At 68.4% G+C, this 24,305-nt stretch carries 14 protein-coding genes and 1 pseudogene; 8 read left to right on the plus strand and 7 right to left on the minus strand.

The window, feature by feature from the left end; all coding sequences use genetic code 11:
* Nucleotides 1-30 precede the first annotated feature (30 nt).
* Nucleotides 31-808 (plus strand): annotated as a pseudogene (locus tag Aau02nite_RS41645) (transposase family protein).
* 207 nt (nucleotides 809-1,015) lie between these two features.
* The gene (locus tag Aau02nite_RS41650; protein WP_212994191.1) at nucleotides 1,016-1,315 is read left to right on the plus strand and encodes a hypothetical protein; all 300 of its coding nucleotides are present in this window, start codon (nucleotides 1,016-1,018) and stop codon (nucleotides 1,313-1,315) included.
* A 1,738-nt stretch (nucleotides 1,316-3,053) separates the two neighbouring features.
* On the opposite strand, the gene Aau02nite_RS41655 is transcribed toward Aau02nite_RS41650, so the two are convergent.
* The 5 genes from Aau02nite_RS41655 to Aau02nite_RS41675 all read right to left on the minus strand — a co-directional run bounded on the left by Aau02nite_RS41655 (nucleotide 3,054) and on the right by Aau02nite_RS41675 (nucleotide 6,528).
* The gene (locus Aau02nite_RS41655; RefSeq protein WP_212994192.1) at nucleotides 3,054-3,413 is read right to left on the minus strand and encodes a hypothetical protein; all 360 of its coding nucleotides are present in this window, start codon (nucleotides 3,411-3,413) and stop codon (nucleotides 3,054-3,056) included.
* A gap of 601 nt (nucleotides 3,414-4,014) precedes the next feature.
* Nucleotides 4,015-4,731: a DUF4097 family beta strand repeat-containing protein gene (locus Aau02nite_RS41660; protein ID WP_246595845.1), complete on the minus strand. Its 717-nt coding sequence runs from the start codon at nucleotides 4,729-4,731 to the stop codon at nucleotides 4,015-4,017.
* A 36-nt stretch (nucleotides 4,732-4,767) separates the two neighbouring features.
* Nucleotides 4,768-5,256 (minus strand): transposase, encoded by a 489-nt coding sequence (locus tag Aau02nite_RS41665; protein WP_212994193.1) that lies wholly within the window; start codon nucleotides 5,254-5,256, stop codon nucleotides 4,768-4,770.
* Nucleotides 5,257-5,727: 471 nt separating this feature from the next.
* Nucleotides 5,728-5,925, minus strand: coding sequence for a hypothetical protein (locus tag Aau02nite_RS41670; protein ID WP_212994194.1), 198 nt, complete (start codon nucleotides 5,923-5,925; stop codon nucleotides 5,728-5,730).
* Between the two features lie 72 nt (nucleotides 5,926-5,997).
* Nucleotides 5,998-6,528 carry a phospholipase gene (locus tag Aau02nite_RS41675; protein ID WP_212994195.1) on the minus strand — a complete coding sequence of 177 codons (531 nt, stop codon included), beginning with the start codon at nucleotides 6,526-6,528 and terminating at the stop codon, nucleotides 5,998-6,000.
* Nucleotides 6,529-6,809: 281 nt separating this feature from the next.
* Here Aau02nite_RS41675 and Aau02nite_RS41680 point away from each other — a divergent pair, with 281 nt between their 5' ends.
* Together Aau02nite_RS41680 and Aau02nite_RS41685 are read left to right on the plus strand one after the other, a co-directional pair.
* Nucleotides 6,810-7,400, plus strand: coding sequence for a DedA family protein (locus Aau02nite_RS41680; RefSeq protein WP_212994196.1), 591 nt, complete (start codon nucleotides 6,810-6,812; stop codon nucleotides 7,398-7,400).
* A 198-nt stretch (nucleotides 7,401-7,598) separates the two neighbouring features.
* A complete protein-coding gene (locus Aau02nite_RS41685; protein WP_212994197.1) occupies nucleotides 7,599-8,918 on the plus strand; it encodes an SGNH/GDSL hydrolase family protein in 1,320 nt (439 codons plus the stop codon).
* Between the two features lie 53 nt (nucleotides 8,919-8,971).
* Here Aau02nite_RS41685 and sbnA read toward each other — a convergent pair whose 3' ends face one another.
* Together sbnA and Aau02nite_RS41695 are read right to left on the minus strand one after the other, a co-directional pair.
* Nucleotides 8,972-9,913, minus strand: a complete 942-nt coding sequence (gene sbnA, locus Aau02nite_RS41690; protein WP_212994198.1) for a 2,3-diaminopropionate biosynthesis protein SbnA — start codon at nucleotides 9,911-9,913, stop codon at nucleotides 8,972-8,974.
* 5 nt (nucleotides 9,914-9,918) lie between these two features.
* Complete coding sequence (locus Aau02nite_RS41695; RefSeq protein WP_212994199.1) at nucleotides 9,919-11,589, minus strand: tryptophan halogenase family protein; 1,671 nt, start codon at nucleotides 11,587-11,589, stop codon at nucleotides 9,919-9,921.
* Between the two features lie 937 nt (nucleotides 11,590-12,526).
* On the opposite strand from Aau02nite_RS41695, the gene Aau02nite_RS41700 reads away from it, so the two are divergent.
* The 4 genes from Aau02nite_RS41700 to Aau02nite_RS41715 all read left to right on the plus strand — a co-directional run bounded on the left by Aau02nite_RS41700 (nucleotide 12,527) and on the right by Aau02nite_RS41715 (nucleotide 24,282).
* Nucleotides 12,527-13,270, plus strand: coding sequence for an AfsR/SARP family transcriptional regulator (locus tag Aau02nite_RS41700; protein ID WP_212994200.1), 744 nt, complete (start codon nucleotides 12,527-12,529; stop codon nucleotides 13,268-13,270).
* Nucleotides 13,271-13,547: 277 nt separating this feature from the next.
* Nucleotides 13,548-17,981 carry a non-ribosomal peptide synthetase gene (locus Aau02nite_RS41705; protein ID WP_212994201.1) on the plus strand — a complete coding sequence of 1,478 codons (4,434 nt, stop codon included), beginning with the start codon at nucleotides 13,548-13,550 and terminating at the stop codon, nucleotides 17,979-17,981.
* A gap of 13 nt (nucleotides 17,982-17,994) precedes the next feature.
* Entirely contained in the window at nucleotides 17,995-19,047 is a 1,053-nt protein-coding gene (locus Aau02nite_RS41710) for a ketoacyl-ACP synthase III family protein (protein WP_212994202.1), read from the plus strand.
* A gap of 72 nt (nucleotides 19,048-19,119) precedes the next feature.
* Nucleotides 19,120-24,282, plus strand: coding sequence for a type I polyketide synthase (locus Aau02nite_RS41715; RefSeq protein ID WP_212994203.1), 5,163 nt, complete (start codon nucleotides 19,120-19,122; stop codon nucleotides 24,280-24,282).
* Nucleotides 24,283-24,305 lie beyond the last annotated feature (23 nt).

A 24,305-nucleotide genomic window follows, 5' to 3' on the forward strand; every position in this document is an offset into this window, starting at 1 on the left:
CGATACCAGCACCTCACTCTGTCCCTTGACATCCATAGGGGCATCACGATCCCGTTGTCCAGCCGGACCCTGAACCACCTCGCCGACCGCATCCGCAGCCACCGCCAGCAGCGCAAAACCCGATGGCGGCGGCTGAACCCCGGCCGCCAGGCTTGCTCGCCCTGGCGCATCTGCGGAACGGCGACACTTACACCCGGCTGGCCGCCGGCTTCGAGGTCAGCCTCGCAACCGCCTGGCGCTACGTCCAGGAGGCGATCGCCCTGCTCAGCGCGGCCGCCGAGGACCCGGACACCGCCATGCGGCGCATCCGGCAACTGGCCTACGCCATCCTGGACGGCACGCTCATCCCGATCGACCGAGTCGCCGACCAAAAGCCGTACTACTCCGGCAAACACAAGCGCTACGGCGTGAACGTCCAAGTCATCGCCGACGCAGCCGGACGCCTGGTCTGGGCCTCGGCAGCGCTGCCCGGTTCGACGCATGACCTGACCGCCGCCCGCACCAACGGCATCATCGATGCGCTGACCAGTGCAGACGTCATGGCTTTCGCCGACAAAGGCCATCAAGGGGCCCGCGGCAGCGTGCGCACTCCGTTCAAGCGGCGCCGCTTCCGGCCGAAGCTGTCACGCCGGCAGGAGACGGTCAACCGGGCGCACGCGAAGATCCGCGCCCGCGGCGAACGAGCCATCGCCACGCTCAAGACCTGGAAGATCCTCGTCAAGGTGCGTTGCTGCCCGCGCCGTGCGACGGCGATCGTGCAGCCATCCTCGTTCTGCACCACGTCGAAGCCAACCGCTTCGCAGGATGAAAATGGCTCATGGTGTTGCCGTGGGTGTCCGCGACGTAGTCGAGGTTCCACCGCCAGGCCTGCGTGGTACGCGAGGCCGCGAAATCGCCTACCGCATAGCCGGGCTCGTCGGGGTGGTTGCCGTATACCGGCACGGTCCAGACCGACTTGGTCGCCGTGGCGCCGGACGCCCCCGCGGGACCCTTGCTTCGGCCGAAGAAGTACTGGATGCCGTCGGTGGTGGTGACTTTCCAGTACTCGCCGTCGGTGTCACCGTTGTCGTATGAGGGGTCCATGAGCAGCTCGATGCGCGAGCCGTCGTCGGACACGCCTTTCCACCTGTCACCGGAGGACTTGACCAGTTCGGTGGCGCGCCCGTTGAACGAGATGGTGGCGTTACCCTCCGGCTTGAGCCAGCACAGGTCTCCGCCGAAGCTGTTCTTGTTGTTAGCAGCCTTGCCGCGGATGTCGTCCTGGTCGTCGGCGCAGGGCTTGTACTGCCGCTCGATGTATCCCGGCCACATCTGACCCGACGAATATGTAGGCTGCACTTCACCCAGTCGGTCGCATAGAACCAGCAATCGCGGTTCCACGGGACCCAGGGAAGATCACCCTTGGGGTACCCGGACTACTACCGCATCAAGGGCCGAAATCTCCTTCAACGACGGATGTTCCCATTACCCTTCTGCCCTGGGGATCCGAATACACGAACGACCAGTTACCGTGAGGGGAAACTACGGTTTTCAGGGTGACGACACCGGCAATCCGATAGGTCAGTTCCCGGCCCGCCATCGACGCCCTGCCCCCGCCGAACTGAACATCGACAGTGTCGCAGCCGCCCATGGTGTCCACCCGATTCCAGACGCCGTCCTCACATCGGGCGCAGACGACGAGGCTATGATCGGGGTCGGCCCTGTTGGAACCCAGTTTGACCACCCTTGCCAGGGCTATGTCCCGATGGCTGCTGAGATGATCCACTACATGGGTCGAATCATTCAAAGACGCTAGCCGTAGAGCGTCCTCGGCAGTGAATGGGGGGAATGTCATCAACGCACCAACCATATCTGCACGTGCCCGGAAGTCCCGTGACGCACCGGACATCTTCCCGGTCAGCCACGGCACAGGGTTGAAGCCACGGGACTTCCGAGCATGATACACGCTTTTGCCGGAGAGCCGAGAAGCAATTTCGGCGCCCAGTCTGGGCCGGGTTGCGACGAGCTATTCCGGAAGAAGGTAGAGCCGGTACACCCCGCCTGAGTACCTGCAGGTGTAGTCCGAGTAGGCAATGGTGTTCACATATGCTCTACCAGTCGCCTCGCAGGCACTCAATGAGGAGAACGCGTGGCCCGAGAAGACCCACGGAGGACGGGGAAACGGGTCGAACGCCGGCGCCGTCACACTGGACGAAGCGGTCGCCGCGATCGCTGGCGAACTTACCAAAGCCGACGTGGCGGATAGGCCAAGAGCGGCGACGAAAAGTGTGGCGACTAGCGCAATCAAGCGCTTGGTGCGGTTCACGATTACCTCCCGTGTGACGGTTCGCGGCAGAATGCCGCCCGGTTCGATCACCAGATTTTCATCGATGCACGGCGATCGTCAACCACGGCTCTGCTTAAATATATGCACTTTATAGATCGCTCACCGTCAGTCACAGATGCTGCTTATCACGTGAGTTCTGTTAAGAGTGAAGAACCTCACAGGCGGGCAGGCCGCCTCGGGGCCACCCGCTCCTGGTGGTGAGGATAGGGTGGAGCACCCATCAATGCTGATGGTCTTCTCCGAACAAAAAGTCCTTTCTGGGGTGGTATTGCTTCCATCGCAATCAAAACAGGTGATGGGGCATTTCGTAACTGAAGGTGATCGAGCCTCGATTGACCAACGCGGTTGGTGTTGAAGCGAGCTGGTCGTTTGGTGGTTGGTGATTCGGAGGACGTGCGGGAGTCGCCGTTCTCGTGATCGGCCTTGTCCAGGGTGTTCTGCCGGGGGGATCGGGATTGTGGCCTGCGGTCGGGCCGCCGCGGATCTGCGGGTCTCGGCTGGTCAGCAGGATTGGTCTGAGCGGCGGTGACGAAGTTGTCGAACCCCGCCAGTGCCAGTGCCAGTGCCAGTGCTCGGGGTAGGTGCCGGTGGATAGTGCGGGCACGGTACGCGGGGCGGCGAGCGGCGACGATCCGAGTTCGGATCGTGGCGGGCCGGGCGGTGCGGTAGCCGCCAGCGGCGACGTGCCCGGCGGTGTGGGTGAGGCTGCGGGCGATCGCGGCGTAGGTCAGCCCGGCGTCGTTCGTGATGAACCGACCGAAGGCAGACGCACCAAGGGTCCGGCGATCGGGTCTGCGTTGATCTGCTCGATGATGGCGTGGTTACGGTGCTGCGCCTCGGCCCGCACCAGGGCGAGCCGGCTGTCGATGAACGCCGCGTGATACCGGTGGTGAGGGACGAGTCCGCCTCGGCCGGGGATCTGGGCCGGTCGACGCGGCGGATCCGACGAACGACCAGCCGCGCGGTCACTTGATGCCGGGTGCCGGCGAACGGTATGGACAGCTTCGGAGACCAACCGGCCGGTGTCTTCGTCGTAGATGGCCTGCGGGCCCTTGATGTCGACCCACTGCTGGCGGGAAGCTGTCACACCCGGAACGGGTCTTCGCTTCGATGCTGGTGATGCCCGAGAACCGCACATCGCGACGACGGCAACTGGTGATCACGGTCTTGGCGCAGAACGCAGAGTCGGCCCGAATCACGATGTCACCGCCGGCGCTTCAGCACGTCAGCCCCGGGCAGGATCGATGCCCGCCCTGCCCGGCCGACCAAGATGAACCAGCATTGAGGGTACGTACACACTGGTGAACAGCGACCGCAACCCCGCGCCCGCGAGCCTCCCGGCCACGATCGTCGCGACCTTGCCCCGCCGGGTTCGCCCCGGCGTCACTGACAACCTGACTCGGTCATCGACCGCAGCGTGCAAACTTGCGGCCTGGCCAGGCGCATCACCGGGACCAGGCCGGCACACGACACACGCTTCGCATCGTCGAGCGTCGCGCGCACGACCGGTATGTCATGGCCGCAGCGCCGCGACCACCGTGCGCCGACAGTGCTCTCCGAATGGCGGGAGGACTCCAGGACATCGATCCACTGGACCGATGACAAATCCGGGTTGTCGCCGCGCCGAGATTCGAAAGCCAGCCACGCATGGACGGTGGAAGCGCCTCACCGACCTGCGCGGCATGCGGCTATGCCTGCTTGATGGTCGTCTTGCCACCGGCCGTGCTGACGTCGACCTTTGCTCCGGTGGCGGCGGTAGTGACGCCGATCTCCTTGCGACCGCCAGCGCTCTTGGCCGTCACCGCATACGGCCCTCCGGGCAACGCCATCGTCAGTTCACCCCCGCGAGTCCTGACGCTGACTGAGCGCGGCATCGCGCTCATCGTGACGTCGGCCGGGCCCCCGCCGGTATTGACCGTGACGGTAGGGGCTGAGATCCGATCCAGGATGACCCTGCCACCGTCAGCTTTCACAGCGACAGCGCCCGACATACCGCTCACGGATATCGCACCGCCCTTGCTGACGAGGTTTGCGGCAACCGCGGCCGGCGCGGTGATCGTGTAGCTCACCTTGCAGACGCCGACCGCGCTGCAACGGTCGGTCGTCAACCGCAGCGTGCCGTTGACGACACTATGGCTGGTGACCGGGATGCGGCCCAGGTACTCCATCCGCTCGGTGACGGTGATCGGCCCGGTGCCAGCGGTCAGCGTAACGTCGCCCCCGCCCCCCTCCAGGTCAAGGCTCATCACCCGGTCACTGATCTGATACGACGTCGACCCGGCATGTTCACCCTTTCCCGCCTGCGCCTTCCCGGCCTCGCCACTATCGCCACTATCGGCACAGCCGGCCAGCACTACGGCGAGACAAACCGCCACGCCCATCGCTTCGCCCACTCGTCGCCTCACAACAGTCCTCCCTCGACCTGATAGCATATGCAAACATTATTCGGCAGGTCCTGCGGCGTCAACGGAGAAGGGGATCCGCAAGCCTTCGGGCCAGGTTCTGTCCCGCGGATCATGTCCGTCAGGGACGGCGCGTAGCCAGTCGAGCATTTCGACCAGGTTGAAGGTGGCTTGGTACTTGATACCTAGCTTGTCGAACCGGGTGGCCAGTCCGCGCCAGTGTTTGCGCCGGTTGAAGCCGCGTTCGACCTGGTTGCGGCGGCGGTGATCGTTCGGGCCGAAGACCGGTGGCCGGCCGCCGCGGGAGCCGCGGCGTTTCCGGTTGGCGATCTGGTCGTCGGGTTCCGGGATCGTCGTTCGGATCCGCTTACCGCGCAGGGCTTGGCGGTTCGCCCGCGACGAGTACGCCTTGTCGCCGGTCACCGATATGGGCCGGGTACGAGGCCGCCCGATCCCGCCGGGCCGGGCGATGCGGACCTGGTCGAGCAGCGGAATCAGCTGCCGGGTGTCGGCGGCTTGCCCGGGCATATGAGTGTGGCCAGGGACCGGCCCTGGCCATCGGCGAGGGCGTGGATTTTGGTGGTCAGCCCGCCACGGGACCGGCCGATGCCGTCGCGTGCCTGCGTTTCGGCAACGATCAGCCCCTTTTAGCGGCTCCGGCGGCGTGCTGGTGCGTGCGCACGATGGTGGCGTCGACCTGGGCGTCCCGGCCGATGTCGTCGTCGAGCTCAGCCAGCACCCGGCCTGGTCGAGGCGCAGCATCGGCGTGCCGCCACGTTCGGTGGTCTCCCGTCCCCCGGACGAGGTTGTCCGCGGTGGAGACGCCGGGTGCGCAGGTGGACGCCCAAACATCGATCCAAGGGCGCGGACCAGGCGCGATATCGGGCGAATATAGGCGCCTCGCGCAGAGTGGGAACGTCACAGGCGTGAATGGGTACGAGCGCCCGGGCGGAGAGGACGACGATGCCACGGATTCACGCGGCAGGCGACGTGTCCACATCAGATCGATGGACCATCGATCCCGGACTCGTGGCCGAGATCGCCGGTCTGCTGAGCGCCGCCCACCCCTTGCGTATCGGCTCCGCGCTTCGCCGTGCCGATGCACTCCTCATCGCGGTCAGGCCGCCGGTCCGGGCCGCGGCGATCCTCGATCGAGCCATCGGTCTCGCACTCGCATCCGCCGGCGCCGATCGCCACGGTGAATAGCCGGGATCCGGTGACGTACGCCGGGCGCCCCCTCGTGGCGACCCGGCGTACGTCACCGTCCCCTCAGCGCAGGCTCACGGCCCGTTCGCTCGCGTCCTTCACCCGCTGGGCCTCGTCCAGCTGTGCCTGCGTCACCTTCAGGACACCCAGCCGGCTGACCGCTTCGTAGTAGGTCCACGCCAGGCCGTCACAGGCCGGACGTACGACCGCAGAGTAGGTATCGCATTTGCGCAGCAGGTCCTGGTAGAACGCTGAGTCCACCCGGGCCTTGTTGGCGTCGAACTGCCCCGCGGCCCGGTAGTTGCGGTATCCGAAGTCATGGCGCTGACAAGCCAGCGTGAAGTCGAAGCCAAGCGGGTTGTCGGGGCTGTAACTGCAGTAATCGGTCGTCCAGTCAAAGGCGTAGGCGGCCCAGGCGGCCTGATCTCGGCGCGCGCTGTCCCATCGGTGGTAGCTGCCCGCATCGGTCTGGGTCCATCCGGACAGAACCGCGGGCTTGTCCGCCGGCACCGCGGCCACCGCGTCGGACTGCGCGGTGACAAGGCCGAGCGACGCCAGGACGGCGACGGTCAGGCCACGGACGACACTTCTCATCGATTGCTCCCTCGGATCCACCGGAAATTTCGGCCGGACGTGTTCGACACGGGCCGCCCGATCAACCGCGACCGTTCCAGTGGCGGCGATGAAGGATCTATGTTTCGGCTATCTACCGTCCCGCTCAGACGCCCACCGATCGCTAGGGCGGGACCTGCAAGTCGGTGTTAGCATGTGCAAGCCAAGTTCCCACGAATGTCGTCCCACCGGGAGAGACCGTGTTCGAACATGTCGCATCCCTCATCACCTCCCCCTGGATTCTCCTGCTGGTAGCTGCCGCCGTGGCGGTCGACGGCTTCGTCCCGGTCCTGCCGTCGGAGACGCTCGTCATCGGCATGGGCGCGGTGGCCATCGGCGGCACCCCCCACGTCGCGCTGCTGGTCGCCGCCGCGGCGATCGGCTCACTGACCGGCGATCTCGTGGCCTACCACCTCGGCGACAAGGCCGCCTCGCGATTCCGGGACAGCGCCCCGGCAGCATCCGACGGCAAGAACCGATTGCGCCAATGCCTGGAAAGGGGGTCACGAGCCCTGCGACGATATGGCGCCCTTGCCGTCATCCTCGGGCGTTACCTGCCCGGGGGCCGCACCGCCACGGCGATGGCCGCGGGATCGATCGGCTATTCCCGGCGCCGATTCTGGATGTCGAGCGCTGCGGGGTCGGCCGGTTGGGCGACCTACGTCGCAGCACTGGGATACCTCGGCGGCGCGGTCCTGTCCGACCAGCCGGGCTTCGCGATGCTGCCCGGCCTCCTCATCGGCGCCGCGACGGCGCTGACGGTGTACATCGTGGGCCGCGTCCGCCGGGCCCGACTCAGCAGCACCGGCACCGGTCACCGGACGGCGAGCCACCCGGATTCACGCCTTTCGTGATCGGAACCGTCTTATCAGCCAGTAATCAGGTGACCGAAAAGGTGATGCCCCGACCCTCGCCCCGAGCAGCCATTTCATCCATCCTCGTCGCTATATTGAGAATATAGGTTCCTCACTCATGGTAATGCCGCTGCCGACCGGACGAAGAACAGACGCGTTCACCGGCGGTCGGCGGGTTCGCATATCCATGGGGGAGAAATGAATCTATTCGTCAGCCGACGTCTGCCCGCGGTTGCCCTGCTGGCGGCCGTCCTGTCGGCGGCCGGCACGAGCAACGCCGTCGCCGCGCCCATCCCGGCACCCGCGCCGTGGGCCGGAACGTGGAGCGCGGCCAACACCGAGTCCGGATGCTGGCCCAGGGGTTTCGGCAACCCTCCGCAATGCGCACCGACGTCAGCGCTGGCCTTCCACAACCAGAGCATCCGGATGACCGTGCGGACCTCGATCGGCGGCACCAACGTGCGCCTCCGGTTCTCCAACGTGTTCGGCAAGAAGCCCCTCGAGATCGGGCATGCCACCGTTGCGCTAGCCGACGTGCCCACCTCACCGCAACTGCGCGCCGGCACCCTGAGGGAGCTCCCCTTCGGTGGCAGGCTGTCAGTGACCGTCCCTCCGGGCAGCGAGGTGGTCAGCGATCCCGTCGCCCTCGACGTCCCGGCCCGCAGCAACCTTTCGGTCAGCTATTTCCTGCCCACCGATACCGGGCCGGCGCCGGTACACCTGACGGCTCGGCAGCCGGTCTACGTTTACCCCGGCGACACCACGACGCTGGTGGACGGCAGCATCGGCTTCACCATCCAGCGGTCCTCGTTCCTGCTCTCCGGCATCGACGTGAGCCATGGCCAGGTGAACCGCAGCGGCGTGGGCCGGAGCCGGCCGAGCCGGTCGGTGGTCGTGATCGGAGACTCGGTCAGTGACGGCAACGGCAGTACGATGGGCGCGTACCGCCGCTGGCCCGATCTGCTCGCCGACCGGTTGCTCACCACCGCGTCCACCGCCGACGACTGGGGTGTGCTGAACCAATCGCTCGCCGGCAACCGCCTGACCCATGACGGCACCGAAGCCCCGCTGGGCTTCGAGGTCCTGGGCCTCAGCGGCCTGGCCCGGTTGTCCCGCGACGTTCTCGCCCAGCCGGGAGCGCGGACGGTCGTCGTGCAGCTCGGGGTCAACGACATCCTCTTCAACGCCGACCCGGCCGAGCGGGTCGAAGCCGCGATCACGCAGTTCGCCGCTCAGGCGGCCGATCGTGGGCTGCACGTCATCGTCGGCACGCTGCCGCCGGCCGATGGCTTCGCCGACCCCGCGTGGAGCGCCGACAAGGAGGCGGCACGCCAGGCCGTCAACGCCTACATCCGCACACCGGGCCGCTTTGACGCCGTTTTCGACGTGGACGCCGTCTTGCGCGACCCGGCCCGGCCGAGTGTGCTGCGCGCGGAATTCGACAGTGGTGACCACCTCAATCCGAACGACGCCGGGGCCCAGGCCCTGGCCGACGCGTTCTGCATCCACGATCTCTGATCGTCGGCACCGGTTGGCGTACCGGGCTCGGCACCGCGTGCCGAGCCCGCCCGTCAGGTATAGGCCTCCCGCAACCAGGCGGCGTGATAGACCGTGTCGAGATAGCCGGTACCGAAGTCCGGCGCGATGGCTACGGTGGTGAGGTCAGCAGAGCCATGCCGCCGCATCCACTGCACGGCGCCATGCACCACCGTGCCGGTCGAGCCACCGAACACGAAACCGTGCCGGACCAGCTGATGGCACATCGCGACGGTATCCCCCTCCGACACCCGGATCACCTCGTGTACATACGTCTCGTCCAGGATCGCGGGGCGGACGCTCGTGCCGAGCCCGGGGATCAGGCGGGGAGCCGGCTCGCCGCCGAACGTCACCGATCCGACGCTGTCGATCGCCACGATGCGTACCGAGGGCTGATGGTCGCGGAAGTAGCGAGCGCATCCCATCAGGGTTCCGGTGGTACCGGCGCCGATGAAGAGAACGTCGAGGTCGGGAAAGGCCTTGGCGATCTCGGGGCCGGTGGTGCGGTAGTGCGCACCCCAGTTGCCGGGGTTCGCGTACTGGTTGAGCCAGACGTATCCCTCGTGGGTAGCGCACAAGTCCCGGACCCGGTCGAGCCGGGCCGCCAGCAGGCCGCCCGCGCCACCTCGGTCGGCGACCACGTGCACCGTACTGCCCAGTGTCTCCATCAGCCGGCGTGCGTTCGTCGTGCACCGGTCGTCCGTGACGCAGACGAATCCGTAGCCACGGCTCGCGGCGACGACACTGAGCGCCACACCCATGTTGCCGGAGGACGACTCGATCAGCGTGTCCCCCGGCGTCAGGACGCCTTCCCGCTCCCGGGCCTCGACCATCTCGGTCGCGGCCTTGAGCTTGATGGAGCCGCCGAAATTGAAACCCTCAACCTTGAGGGCGATGGCGTAGCCCGTGCTCGGCTCGAGGTCGACGTACAGGTCGTCGACGTTGAATTCCAGGGGGCTGGTGATGACGGCGGCCATCGCGGCTAACTTCCGTGCAGACGGCGAAGACAGTCGTAAGTGCTCGGCAGCTCCTTCAACAGCGCCGACTGTTGCCGCTTGATGTCCCGGAAGACCAGCTCGGCGGATTCGACGGCGTCCGGGCGGAACGCGAGGGACGGCAGCGCGTGCTCCGGCAGATGATCGAGTCCCGCGAAGATGCAGTAAAAGTTGCTGTTGGTCCAGAAGTTGCGGAACTCCGCCTCAAGGTTGGCGTAGTAGGTGGTCTCGTCGGCCACCGGCATGTTGACCGCCAGGCCCACCCGGTACATCTCCATCTTCTCGGTGATGTCCGGCGCGAGATCCAGCTCCTTGCAAGCCCGCCAGAACGGGGTGTCGTTGCGCGGCGCGATGCTGAAGTGCGCCTGCAGGAAGTCCCGCGAGTCGTCGAACATCGTCTCGATCTCGCGGTTGAAGCGGTCGATGAGGATCTGATCGAAGCGCTTGTCCGGGAAGTGCTTGGCGAGCTGGTACAGGGTCGCGGTGATGAAGTAGATGCCGGTGGACTCCAGCGGCTCGAGGAAACACGACGAAAGCCCGACACTGACACAGTTCTTGACCCACGTACGGCGGTTGCGCCCCACCCGGAAACGCACGTGGTTGAGCGGCTGGGTCTCCGGGTCGAGCCCCCACATGTCGCAGAATTCCTGAGTCGCCTCGTCCTGGGAGGCGAAGCGGCTGGAATAGACGTAGCCGGTTCCGAAGCGACCCAGCATCGGGATCTTCCAGGTCCAACCAGAGCTCATCGCGATGGCGGAGGTGTACGGTTCCACCCCCTCGGCCTCGTCGTCGTGCGGAACCGCGGTCGCGACGGCACGGTCGTTGAGCAGGTGGTCGCTCATGTCCAGGAAGGGTTCCCGCATGGCCTGGTTGATGAGCAGGCCCCGGAATCCCGAACAGTCGACGAAGAGGTCACCCTCGATCGTGCGTCCGCCCTCGGTACGCAGTGCGGTGATGTACCCGCGGTGATCGATGACGGCCTCGGTCATCTTGTCCTCGATGTGCACCACGCCCTGTTTCGTGGTGGCGAAACGCTTCAGGAAGTCGGCGACGAGTTGCGCGTCGAAATGCCACGCGTAATTGGTCCACGCGGTGCCGTCGGCACGCCGGGGTGCCAGCTTGGCGTCGAGTACCGGCGGCTCGCGGTAGCACGCGTATCCGAACGACTCGTCGGTCGTACCGGCGAGCTTCTTCGCTGCCCAGTAGTGCGACAGCGGAAGATTGTCCTGATTCGGCAGTTGACCGAAACAATGGTAATAGTGATCGGTATCGGCGCCGTGCGGGCGAGGACCGGCCTCGCCGGCACCCGGGGTACGCCAATTGACGAATTTGACACCCATCTTGTAGCTGGCGTTGCACTCACGCATCCAGTCCTCCTCGGCGATTCCGAGGAAGTCGAAGAAGGTCTTGTGCAGATTCGGGATCGTCGCCTCGCCGACCCCGATACGCGGGATGGCCGGCGACTCGAGCACGGTGATGGTCGCCTGCTGCCCGAGGACCTTGCCGAGATAGGCGGCGCTCATCCAACCGGCCGTACCTCCACCGAGGATGACGACGTTCTGTATGCGGTGATCTTCCATGCGCGCCGGGCCTTCCCTTGGGACGATGTGGTCAGTCGCCCGCACGGCCGTCGCCGGCCCACGATCGCGACGGCTCACGGTCCGCCCGCGGCACATATTCGATCTATAACGGAACTATGCGCCGGCGGCCCGAACCCGGGGAGGACGTGGATCCGGCGCCGCCCTCGGGGAACGTTGCGGCTGGTTGGACCACATCTCCGCAGCTGGTAGGCAACTCCGAGAGCCACTGTAGGGTTGGGTGACGTCCTTAGTGGAGGGCCACGGGGCCAGGCGGCATGCGTGCCCAGGGGTTGACTTTTCATATACCATGCCAACAGCGGCTCGCAGGTGCTCATCGAAGCTAGCCCGCCACGGCGGCTCACCACGGCGGCTCACCACAGGTGACTCGACCAAGGACGGTCGGGCCACGAGGCGCTCGGCCCGAGCGCGCTCGCTCGGCCGAATTGCGGCATACCGGCCTTACCCCCTACATGCACCTCAAAGATCAAATGTCACGGAAAGTCATCACGATTGACCTTGACGCAACATTCAATCCTCTTTTACGATAGCGATCGACATCGTTCGAAGTCGATCATCGACTGCGCCCGGCGCGGACGTGCCGCCGCAGCAACGAAAGCGACGTGCCGAACCATGACGGGGAAACGGGGATAATTTGATGTCACCAGGAGTCCTTCCACCATGCGTCGCCACTTGGCGACGGCATTCCTTCGTGTCTTACGGACCGCTGTGGCGGTCGCACGCATGAGTCCTCTGCGGTACCGGTAAGCACTTCGAGTGGCCGGCTCTGCCGCATTCCGGTGAATCGATTCGCCATTCCTCGCACCGAATGACGCGCTCAGGCGTCTTCCGGCCAAAAAGGCCGGCACTTCGGCATGCCGAAAATCAGTAGCGAAAATCGGGGGCAGTCATCGACACCAAGAAAGTTGGCTCGACGATGGAATTTCGGATACTGGGGCCGGTCGGCGTATGGTCGGGCACCACGGAAGTAACACTGAACGGCACCAAACAGCGCACGATGCTGGCCAGACTTCTCCTCGCCGAGGGCCGGGTCCTGTCCGACTACCAACTCGGCGAGATATTGTGGGCCAAGAACCCGCCGGAGACCTACCAGGCGCAGATCTACACCTATGCTTCCCGGTTGCGCCAGCGCCTCGGCACCGACGTGCAGGTCGTGCGCAAGGGCTGCGGGTACGGCCTGCGACTTCTGAACGGACGATTCGACTACCACGAGTTCACCAGGCTGTCACACCTGGGCCGGGCTGCCCTGCAGATGCACCGTTACGAGGAGGCCTCCGCCGCCCTGAGCAGCGCGCTGGACCTGTGGCAGGGACCGACCCTGACCGATGTCACGGACCATCTCATCGAGGCGGAGGGTCCGGCCATCGAGGAGGCCCGGATGGAGGCGCTGGAGGGCCGGATCACCGCTGACCTCGCGCTCGGCCGGCACCAGGAGATCACCGCTGAACTCGTCGGTCTGTTGGGAGCGAATCCGCTACGGGAACGCCTGCGGGCCCAGCTCATGCTCGCACTCTACGAGTGCGATCGGCAGGCCGACGCGTTCGCGGTTTTCCATGACGGACGCCTCCAGCTGGAGGAGGAACTCGGCGTCGATCCGGGGGCGACGCTGCTGAACACGTATCAGGCCATCCTCACCGGCGATCTGGAGCGGCTCAACCCGCACGCCGCCCGCAGCAACGCGCCGAGCCTGTTCCCGGCCGGCCGCCAAACCCGCTTCTCCATGATCAGCGGCGCCTCCTGAGGCCGACGGTGGGCTTGGCCACGCCGGTCGAGCCCACCGGCGCGCCCGGCCCGCCACCGCTCACCGGGGCCGCCCCGCCCGGTGATCGGGTCGAACGCGCCCGGAATCACATCGTGGTCCTGCCCTTCTTCACAGGCCCGAGACGATGTCACACCATCGGGGCGACGCCTATATTTTTTCAGCATTGCGCCTATCCCGCCGGGCCGCAGGGATATAGGCCGGCTATAGCCGTGATTCTCATGCTTGCGTTCAGTGAATTGAGCGTAGGAGTGGGATCTTGGCTGAACGGAACGCACAGCGACTCGCCCTTTCGGCTGCGCAGCGGGGGGTCTGGCTGGCACACCAACTCGATCCCACCGCGCGTCGCTACTCCTGCGCCGAGTACATCCTGGTGTGCGGTCCGCTCGACCCGGAACGATTCCGGGCGGCCTGGGCCACGTTGCGCGACGAGACCGACGTGCTGCGGATCTCCCGCATCGAGGACGAGGACGACCTCAGCCAGATTGTCGAGCCGCCGGACGGCACCGCCGACGGCCTGTCGATCGTCGACCTCAGCGCGGCCACCGACGTCGACGCCGCGCTTCACGAGGCCATGCAGGCCGATCTCGACCGGCCGGTACACCTGGAACAGGGGGGCGTCTCCTCGTTCGCCCTGTTCCGGATGGCCACCGACCAGTGGGCCTTCTACTACCGCATTCATCACGTCTTCGTCGACGCATATGCCGTGCACCAGATCGGCCGGCGGCTGGCCGAGATCTACTCCTCGCCGGCCGGTGGACCGCCGACCGGCGAGGCGTTCCAGCCGCTCGCAGTGCTGGGTGACGAGGATGCGGCCTACCGGGCTTCCGCCGCGTTCATCGCCGACCGTGCCTACTGGACCGGCCGCTTCGCGGACCGCCCGCCGGTGATGCGGGTCGGCCCGGCGCTGACCGTGCCGGCACCGATACGCCCCCGGCAGGTGGTCCCGCTCGGCGCGGACATCATCACCCTGTTGCGCGACGCGGCTGCCACGATCGGTACCACCTGGCAGATGGTGTTCACCGCGGTCTTCGTGGCGTATCTGCACCGGCTCACCGCACGCCAGGACGTGATTCTCGGATTGCCGGTGAGCGGACGGCGCTCGGCCCGGGCGCGTGCCGTACCGGGAATGGTCACCAACACGGTGGCCCTACGTATGCGGGTCGACGGTGAAAGCACCCTCGCCGGCCTCACCGATGCCGCGGCCGCCGAGGTCGGCAACGCACTGAGGCACGAACGTTTCCGTGTGGAGGACCTTTTCCGGGAACTCGAGTCAGAGCGCCAGGAGGGTGGGTTCCTGGGACCGATCCTGAACTTCATGCCGTATGACCGTTCACTGGCGTTCGGCCCGGCCACCGCCTCCACGCACAACCTCGCCAGCGGCCCGACGGTGGACCTGACCGTCAGCGTCCGGGGGGTGCCCGGCGGCGACATGTCCATCGTCGTCGAAGGCAACCCCGGCCGCCACGACCAGGCCGGCGTCCGGGCCCACGAGCGACGGTTCACCGAGTTCGCCGCGCGACTGTTCGCCGACCCGGACCAGCCGATCGGAACGGTCGAGGTCATGACCGACGCCGAGCGGTACGACGTGGTCGTACGCCGCAATGCCACCGACCGGCGGCACCGGCCCGGCGGCGTCCTGGACGGCTTCCGGTCCCGGGCCGCTCACGACCCCGGCCGCCCGGCCGTGACCGACAGCGCCACCACCTGGAGCTATGCCGAGCTCGACCAGCGTTCCGACGCGCTGGCCGCGGAACTGATGGCCCTCGGCGTCGGCCCGGAGGAGTACGTCGCACTGGTCCTGCCCCGGTCACCGTGGCTGGTGGCCGCCATGATCGCCGTCAGCAAGGCAGGCGGGGCGTTCGTGCCGGTGGATCCCGCATACCCGGAGGAACGCATCCGCTACATCTGCACTGACGCCCGGCTGCGGTGCGCGGTGACCGATGCATCGACCGAGGCTCTGCTCCCCGTCGATCTGCGACGCCTGCCGGTCGACGCGGCCGGCTACGACCGGCCGGTGCCGTCCCCGCTGTCACCCGATCCCGCCCAGGCGGCATACCTCATCTACACCTCGGGCTCGACCGGCCGACCGAAGGGCGTGGTGGTCACCCACGGCAGCCTGGCGAACTTCGTGGCCGACTACCTCGTGCGCTTCGCGGTCGATCGCGACAGCCGGGTGCTGCAGTTCGTCTCGCCCAGCTTCGACGTCGCCATGGGCGACATCTGGCCGGTCCTGCAGGTGGGCGGCACCCTGGTGCTGGCCGGTGACGGGCGCAACACGGGCGCCGAGAGCCTGCACGAGCTGATCAGGACCCAGCGGGTCACCCACGCGTCCTTCCCCGGGGTGATGCTCGGCCGGTTGTCCGAGAAGGACCTGCCCGACCTGCGCTACGTGCTCACCGGCGGCGACCCGCTGAACGGGGACGTGGTGCGGCGCTGGTCGCGGGACCGGAGCCTGTTCAACATCTACGGCGTCACGGAGGCCACCGTGGCGAGCACCGCCACTGGGGCGCTGCACGGGGCCGCCGAAGCTCCTATCGGACGTCCCATGGACAACTGCCGGACGTACGTTCTCGACGACCGGCTGACGGCCGTGCTGCCGGGCACGGCCGGCGAGCTGTACCTGGCCGGCACCGGCGTGGCCCGCGGTTATCTGCGGCGTCCGGGGCTGACCGCGAGCCGTTTCCTGCCCTGCCCGTTCGGCCCACCCGGCGACAGAATGTACCGCACCGGAGACGTGGTGCGGTGGCGCGCGGACGGCGATCTCGAGTTCATCGGCCGGCGCGACGAACAGGTCAAGATACGCGGCCACCGGATCGAGTTGGGCGAGATCGACACCGTCCTGGCCCGGCATCCCGGGGTCGATCGCGCGGTCACTGTCGTGCATCACGCCGAGCCGGCACCAGCGCGATTGATCAGCTACGTGGTGCCCGCCCAAGGCCACCGGGGCGATCCCGCTGAGCTGCGCGGGCATGCCGGGTTGGCACTGCCGGAGTACATGGTCCCGGCCGCGGTGGTGCTCATCGACGCGCTGCCCGTGACGCCGAACGGCAAGATCGACAAGGCGGCTCTGCCGGCTCCGGTCTTCGCCGGTTCCGCCGAGGCGGGCAAGCCGGAGACACCCACGGAACGCGTGTGGTGCGATCTGTTCGCAGAGGTACTGGGTACCGGCCGGGTTCACCCCACCGATTCCTTCTTCGCCCTCGGCGGCGACAGCATCCTGGTGCTGAAGCTCACCTCCCAGGCCCGGGCAGCCGGCCTCGAGATCAGTCCCGTCGACGTGTTCCAGCAACCGACGCCGGCCCAACTCGCGATCGTCGCCCGCCCCTGCTCGCCATCCGACGCGGCGGAGTCCCCGGCCGCGATGGTGCCACGCCGCGACAGGTACGAGGCCGAATATCCCGACCTGGTAGACCTGCTGCCCCTGGCCCCGTTGCAGGAGGCGTTCCTCTTCCACCATCTCGCCGCCGCCGGCACGGCGGACGCCTACACCCCGCAGATCCAGCTGGAGCTGGCCGGGCCACTGGATCGGACCGCGCTGCACCGGGCCGCCGGTGCGCTGCAGGCCCGGCACTCCGCGCTGCGGGCGTCCTTTCATCTCGACGACGACGCCGATCCGGTCCAGGTGATCCACACCGGACTGGCGACCCGGTGGGCCGAGGACGATCTGGAGGCGTCGGCCACGGACGCCTACATCGAGGCGGTCACCGGCATCGCGGCGCGGGAGCGTGCCATACCGTTCGACCTGAGCGACCCACCGCTGATGCGCTGGCGGCTCGTGCGGCTCGCTGAGGACCGGCACGTCCTGCTGCTGACAGCACATCACATCCTCTGGGACGGATGGTCGACCGGAATCCTGATCCGGGAACTCTTCGCCCTCTACCACGACTTCACCGGCCACACCCTGCCCGCTCCGCCCCCGCACAGCGATCATCTCGCCTGGCTGAGTCGGCAGGACCGGGCCACTGCGTACAACGCCTGGAAGGATGCTCTGGAAGGTCTGCCCGGCCCTACCTGGGTATCGCCCGACGGGACGGCCGAAGGCGAGATGGACCAGCTCGACGCCGTCCTGGACGAGAACGCCACCCGGGCGATCACCGCGGCGGCCCGGCGGCACGGGGTCACGATCTCCACGCTGGTGCAGGCGGCCTGGGGGATGTTGCTCGCCCGGATCACCGGCTCCGACGACGTCGTCTTCGGCATCTCGGTGACGGGGCGACAGGCCGAGCTTCCCGGCATGACGGACATGGTGGGGATGCTCACCAACACCGTGCCGGTCCGGGTTCGGCTGCGCGACGGCGAGGCCCTGCACGAGCTGGTGGTCCGGTTGCAACGCGAGCAGAGTGCCCTGCTGCCGTACCAGTTCATGAGCCTCAACGAGATCCAGCGCGACATCGTCGCGGTACCCCTCCGCGGCGGGCGTGACCTGTTCGACACCACCGTCGTCACCATCGACGGCTCGTTCGGCCCTCCGCAGGTGCCCGGGCCGCCGCATCTGACGAAGTTCGAGGTGCACGACCGCACCCACTACCCCCTGCGGCTGGCGGCGGTCTCCGGACCGGAGCTGCTGCTGCGCCTCAGCTATCTGACCGGCGTCTACCGCCGCCGGGAGGCCGGCCGACTGCTGGACCAGGTGGTGACGACCCTGCGATCGCTCACCGATGACCTCGACCGGCATCAACCACAACCATGAGGAGCACGCTGCTGTGCGGACATCCGATGTGTACCTGACCGGGATCGGCGTTCACCTGCCGGCGACGGTGAGCGTCACCTGGGCGGTGCAGAACGGGCGCTATCCCGCCGACCACGTCGATCTGCACGAGCTGACCGGCGCGGCGGTGGCGGGCAGCCTGCCCGCGCCTGAGATGGGCCTGCTCGCCGCGGAGGAGGCGTGCGACCGCAGCGGGCAGGACCCGAAGAACGTCGATCTGCTGTTGTACGCCGATTCCTGGCACCAGGGACCCGACGGCTGGCAGCCGCAGTACTACCTGCAGCACCACCTCACCGGCGGTGGCCCGCTGGCCATCGAGGTACGTCAGGGCTGCAACGGCATGTTCGGCGCACTCCAGCTGGCAGCCGCGTACCTGCAAGGGGTCAGGTCCCCGGACCGGGCGCGGACCGCCCTGCTGGTCGCCGCGGACAACTTCGGCACCCCGCTCATCGACCGCTGGCGGATGGGCGACGGCTACATCGCCGGCGACGGCGCCAGCGCGCTCGTGCTCAGCACCGAACGGGGATTCGCCCGGGTCGCGGCCGTGGGCGCCGTGGCGGTCGCCGAGGCGGAGGAGATGCACCGCGGTGACGAGCCGCTCTTCCCACCCGGGCCGACCGTCTGCCGCACCCTCGACTTCCCCGCCCGTAACACCGAGTTCAAACGCGGATCGATCAACGGGGGTGCCGGCACGGGCGCGCTGCTGCGCATACACGGCCAGACCCTGGCCCTGGTGGAACGCACGCTCGCGGACGCCGGCATCGGCATGTCCGCGGTCACCCGGGTCGCCTACATGAACTACTCACGGGAGATCGTCGAACAGCGCTGCATGGTCCCGCTCGGCCTGCCGATGTCCCGGTCGGTGTGGGACTTCGGCCGTACGGTCGGCCACCTCGGCGCGAGCGACCAGGTAGTGGCGCTGAACCACCTGCTCTGCACCGGCCAGCTCGTTCCCGGCGACCACGTCCTGATGCTCGGCGTCGGCCCCGGGGTGACCCTTTCGTGCGCTGTGATCGAGATCCTCTGGATGCCGCCGTGGGGCGGCTGAGCCCGATCCCGCCCCACGTTCACCCACTGACGAGTTCAGGAGACAGCAGTGATTGAAGGACGATCCGACAGCATGGAACCGGTGGCGATCATCGGGCTGGGGTGCCGGTTCGCCGGTGGTGCGGATTCGCCGGAACAGTTCTGGGACCTGCTGATCGCGGGCCGGGACGGCATCGGTTCCGTGCCGCCGGACCGCTGGCTCTACTACCGTGATCGCAGCCCGGACGACGAGGACGCGGTGCGCGGTGCCACCGAACGCGGCGGCTTCCTGACCGACATCGCCGGCTTCGACACCGCCTTCTTCGGCGTGAGTCCGCGTGAGGCGGAGCTGATGGATCCGCAGCAGCGCATCCTGCTGGAAGTGGCGTGGGAGGCACTGGAGCACGCCGGCATCCCCCCACGTGACCTCGCCGGCAGTGACACCGGAGTCTTCGTCGGCATCGGTTCCGACGACTATGGCCGGCGCCTGCTGGAGGACCTGCCCACGATCGAGGCCTGGACCGGCATCGGCAGTGCCGTCTGCGCGGCGGCGAACCGGGTGTCGTACGCCTTCGACCTGCACGGTCCCAGCCTCGCCGTCGACACCGCATGCTCGGCGTCGCTCGTGGCCGCACACCTCGCGTGTCAGAGCCTGCGCGCCGGGGAGAGCACGCTTGCGCTGGTGGGCGGGGTCAACCTCATCGTGTCGCCGGGGCTGACGCTGACCCTGGACGCCGCCGGTGCCACCGCGCCGGACGGCCGGTGCAAGCCGTTCGACGCCGAGGCGAACGGATACGGTCGCGGCGAGGGAGCCGGCTTCCTGGTGCTCAAGCTCCTCGCCGACGCCGAGCGCGACGGCGACCGGGTGCTGTCCGTCATCCGTGGCAGCCATGTCAGCCAGGACGGCCGTACCAACGGCATCATGGCGCCCAACGGTGAGGCGCAGGGCGAGTTGCTCACCGAGGCCTGCCGCCGGGCCAGCGTCGCGCCGGAGACGGTGGACTACGTCGAGGCGCACGGAACCGGGACGCGGCTCGGCGACCCCCTGGAGGCTGCCGCGTTGAGCAGGGTGTACGGCCGGACGCGCCCAGCCGGTGACCCGCTGCTGCTCGGCTCGGTGAAGTCGACGATCGGGCACCTCGAGGCCGGCGCCGGGGTGGCGGGACTGATCAAGGCCACCCTGGCCCTGGACCGGGCGGAGATCCCGGCCACCACGAACGTGCGGACGCTCAACCCGGCCGTCGACTGGGCGGAAGCGAACCTCCACGTGGTCCGCGAGCGTACGCCGTGGCCGGAGCACGATCGCCCCCGGCGGGCGGGGGTCTCCGGGTTCGGTTACGGCGGGACCATCGCGCACGTCCTGCTCGAGGAGGCACCCAGCCGGGCGCGCCCGGCGACCGCCGGGGTTTCGGACGCGGGCTCGGCCCGGCTCTTCCCCCTGTCCGCACGATCGCCACAGGCTCTGCGGGAGCAGGCGGTGAGCTTGATGCGCCGACTCGGTGACGAGCCCGCGTCACTTGACGATCTGGGCCACACGCTCGCGACCCGGCGGTCTCATCTCGAGCATCGGGCGGCCGTTGTCGCCGCGGATCCGGGCGAGTTGCTGGCAGGGCTCCAGCTCGTCGCGGACGGCGAGGCGGGCCCACGGGTGTCGAGTGGTTCCGTGCCGGCCGCGGCCGGTGCGGGGCTTGTCTGGGTCTTCTCCGGTCACGGCTCGCAGTGGACCGGGATGGGCCGCGAGCTGATGCACACCTCGCCGGCGTTCGCCGCCGTGCTCGACGAGATCGAGCCGGTCTTCCAGTCCGAAATCGGTTTCTCGCCGCGCCAGGTGCTGCTCGACGGCGCGTTCGACACCGTCGACCGGATCCAGACGATGATCTTCGTCATGCAGGTGGGACTAGCCGCGGTCTGGCACGCGGCGGGGGTGCGTCCGGACCTGATCATCGGGCACTCGGTCGGGGAGATCGCGGCGGCTGTCGAGGCCGGCGGCCTCAGCCTGACCGATGGGGCCCGGCTGATCTGCCGCCGGTCCCGGTTGCTGCGGCGCGTCGCCGGACGGGGTGCGATGGCCATGGTCGGTCTGCCCTTCGCCGAGGTGGCGGCGCGGCTCGACGGGGACGCGGAGGTCTGCGCCGCGATCGCCGCCTCCCCACTGTCCACCGTGGTCTCCGGCAGCCCGGAAGCCGTTGAAGCGCTGGTGCAGAAGTGGCAAACCGACGAGGTCCAGGTGCGCCGGGTCGCCTCGGACGTCGCCTTCCACAGTGCGCAGATGGATGAGCTGACTGATGAACTCACCGCGGCCGCGGCCGACCTCCAGGCCCGAGTCCCGGCCATTCCGATGTACAGCACGGCGTTGCGCGACGCTCGGTCGACACCGGCGTTCGACGGCGCCTACTGGGCGGTCAACCTGAGGAGCCCCGTGCTCCTCGCCCAGGCGGTGCAAGCGGCGGCCGAGGACGGCCACACCGTCTTCATCGAGATCTCCGCCCACCCGGTGGTGGCGCACTCGATCGGCGAGACCCTCGGTGAACTCGGCCTCGACGACACCTTCGTCGGCACGTCACTGCGCCGTGGCAAACCCGAGACCGAGACACTGCTCGCGGCCGTCGGCACGGCGCACTGCCACGGCGTCACGGTCGATTGGCGTACGCTCCAGCCGGCCGGCGACCTCGTGGATCTTCCCGGGCCCGCCTGGCAGAGGCAGCCGCACTGGCGCGAGCCGGCCACCGAGCGCGCGTCGCGGGACCTGCGCCACAACCCGGAGTCGCATGCTCTGCTCGGAGGTCAGGTGCCGCTGCCGGAGACCGGAATGCGGCTGTGGCGGACGCTGCTCGACGCGGACAACCGGCCGTACCCGGGCAGTCACACGATCGAGGGTACGGAGGTCATACCCGCCGCGGTGCTCCTCAACACGTTTCTGCGAACCGCGGGCACGAGCGTCCTACCGGTACTGCGTGATGTAGAGCTGCGGGTGCCGCTGGTCGCCGCGGAGCGACGAGAGGTTCAGGTGATGCGCGAAGGCGCCGCCGTACGGCTCTCCTCCCTCGCCGGTGACGAGACGGGTACCGGCGGCTGGGTGACCCACACGACTGCGACCCTCACCACCGCCGGCGTCGACCCGGCCGGGCCCACCGCGGCGGGCCCGCCGGCGGACCGGCGGGCGGCCCGCTTCAACCGCATCGACGCGGGCGAGGTACGCCGGCACCTCACTGCCATGGGCGTACCGTCGATGGCATTCGAGTGGTCCGTCCTCGACCTGTGGCGCGGCGTCGACCACCTGCGGGCCCGGGTCCGCATCGACACCCCGGCCGACGACTGGGCACCGGCACTCGACGCCGCGCTGTCGATCGCCCCGGTCGCGTTCGCCGGTGCACCGGTGCTGCGCATGGTGGCGCACCTCGACGAGATGCGGCTGAGCGGTCCCCCACCGGCGTTCGTGCAGGTGGACATCGTGATCGACCGCCGGCGGCCGGGCGTGGTGGACGTCGCGGTCACCGCCCTGGACGGTGACGGGCGGGCCGACCTGGCCGGTCTGCGGTACGGGGGCGCCCAGCAGGAACGTCCGACGCGACCGGCGGCCAGTCTGGTGCACGAGATCGGCTGGAAGCCGCTGACCGTGCCGCCAGCCGGGCCGGACCGCCCCGGCCGCAACGTGGTCGTGGTCGGGGACGCGGCGCTCGCGGACCGCTTCGGGACGGGGCTGGTCACGGCCGTGGCCGATCCCGGGGATCTGCCGACGCTGGACGGCGACACCGATGTCGTGGTCGCCGCGCCGCCGCCGGCCCCGGACGAGCCGGTGCCGGCCGCCGTGGAGCGTTCGGTTCGCCTGCTGTTGCGGACCGCCCAGGCGCTGGCCGGCCGGGACGTCACCGATTCGTTGCGGCTCTGGGCAGTGACCACCGGCGTCCGGGAGAGCGCGGACCGGACAGGGCTCGCTCAGGCCGGCATGTGGGGCCTCGGCCGGGTGCTGGCCGGGGAACTGGGAGACCGGTGGGGCGGTGTGATCGACCTCGAACCGGACGGTGCCCGGCTGCCGGGCACCGTCGCCGGCCTGCTGGCCGTGCTGCCGCCGCACGAGGTCATCGCGGTCCGCGACGACCAGATGCTCGTCTCGCGTCTGATGCCGACCGACCGGCCGATCGAGCGGGAGGGCCTGTCCTGCTCCCCCGCCGCCAGTTATCTGATCACCGGCGGACTCGGAGTCCTGGGCCTGCGGGTGGCACGCAGGCTCGTGGAGCTCGGCGCGCGGCGGATCGTGCTCGCCGGCCGGACCGGAATACCACCCCGCGCCCGGTGGGCGGACCTGGCAGCCGAAGACAGCATGTCGCGGGTTGTCGCCGGGATCCGTGATCTGGAAGGGCTCGGCGTGACGGTTCGGGTGGTCACGCTCGACATCACGGACCCTGATGCGGCCCGGCGGGCCCTTGATCCCGACGCGCTCGGCCTGCCGGCCGTTCGCGGTGTCGTGCATGCCGCCGGTGTGCTCGACAACCGCCTGGCGACCGGCGTCGACGACGCTTCACTGCACACCGTCCTGCGACCCAAGACCGCCGGTACCTGGGTGCTGCACGAGCTGTTCCCGCCCGGCAGCCTCGATTTCTTCGTCCTCTTCTCGTCCTGTGGTCACCTTCTCGGGTTGCCCGGGCAGGCGACGTACGGTGCGGCCAATGCGTTCCTCGACGCCTTCGCGGCCTACCGCAACGGGCCGGACAGCGCCGACACCACCGCGCTGGCCTGGACCTCGTGGCGCGGGATGGGAATGGCCGTCAACGAGGCGGTGGACCTGGAGCTTGCGGCGCGGGGAGTCACCGACATCTCGGCCATCGAGGCGTTCGCGGCGTGGGACCACGCCACCCGCAGCGGTGCCCGGCAAGCGGTCGTGCTGGCGACGACGGGCACGGAGGTGGCGGAGGAGGTTCCCGTGCTGCGGGACGTGTACGACGTCGCACCCGCCGCGAACTCACCCGCCGAGGCGGAGACGACGCTGGCCGGACTGTCGGGTCCGCAGCTGCGTGACGAGTTGCTGCGGGAGGTGAGCTCGCAGGTGGCCGCGGAGATGCGGCTCCCCGTCGCCGCGCTCGACGCCCGCCGGTCCTTGTCCGAGCAGGGCCTCGACTCGGTCATGACGGTGGTGATCCGGCGCCGGCTTGAGAAGCGCTTCGGGCACCGACTTCCGGCCACCCTGCTGTGGCAGCGGCCCACGGTGTCGGCCATCGTGGACCATCTGGCGGAGCAGCTCGTCGGTCCTACGGACTGATCGCACACGAAAGACCGGGCGGA

Source organism: Actinoplanes auranticolor, from assembly GCF_018332655.1.
GTDB classification, from domain to species: domain Bacteria; phylum Actinomycetota; class Actinomycetes; order Mycobacteriales; family Micromonosporaceae; genus Actinoplanes; species Actinoplanes auranticolor.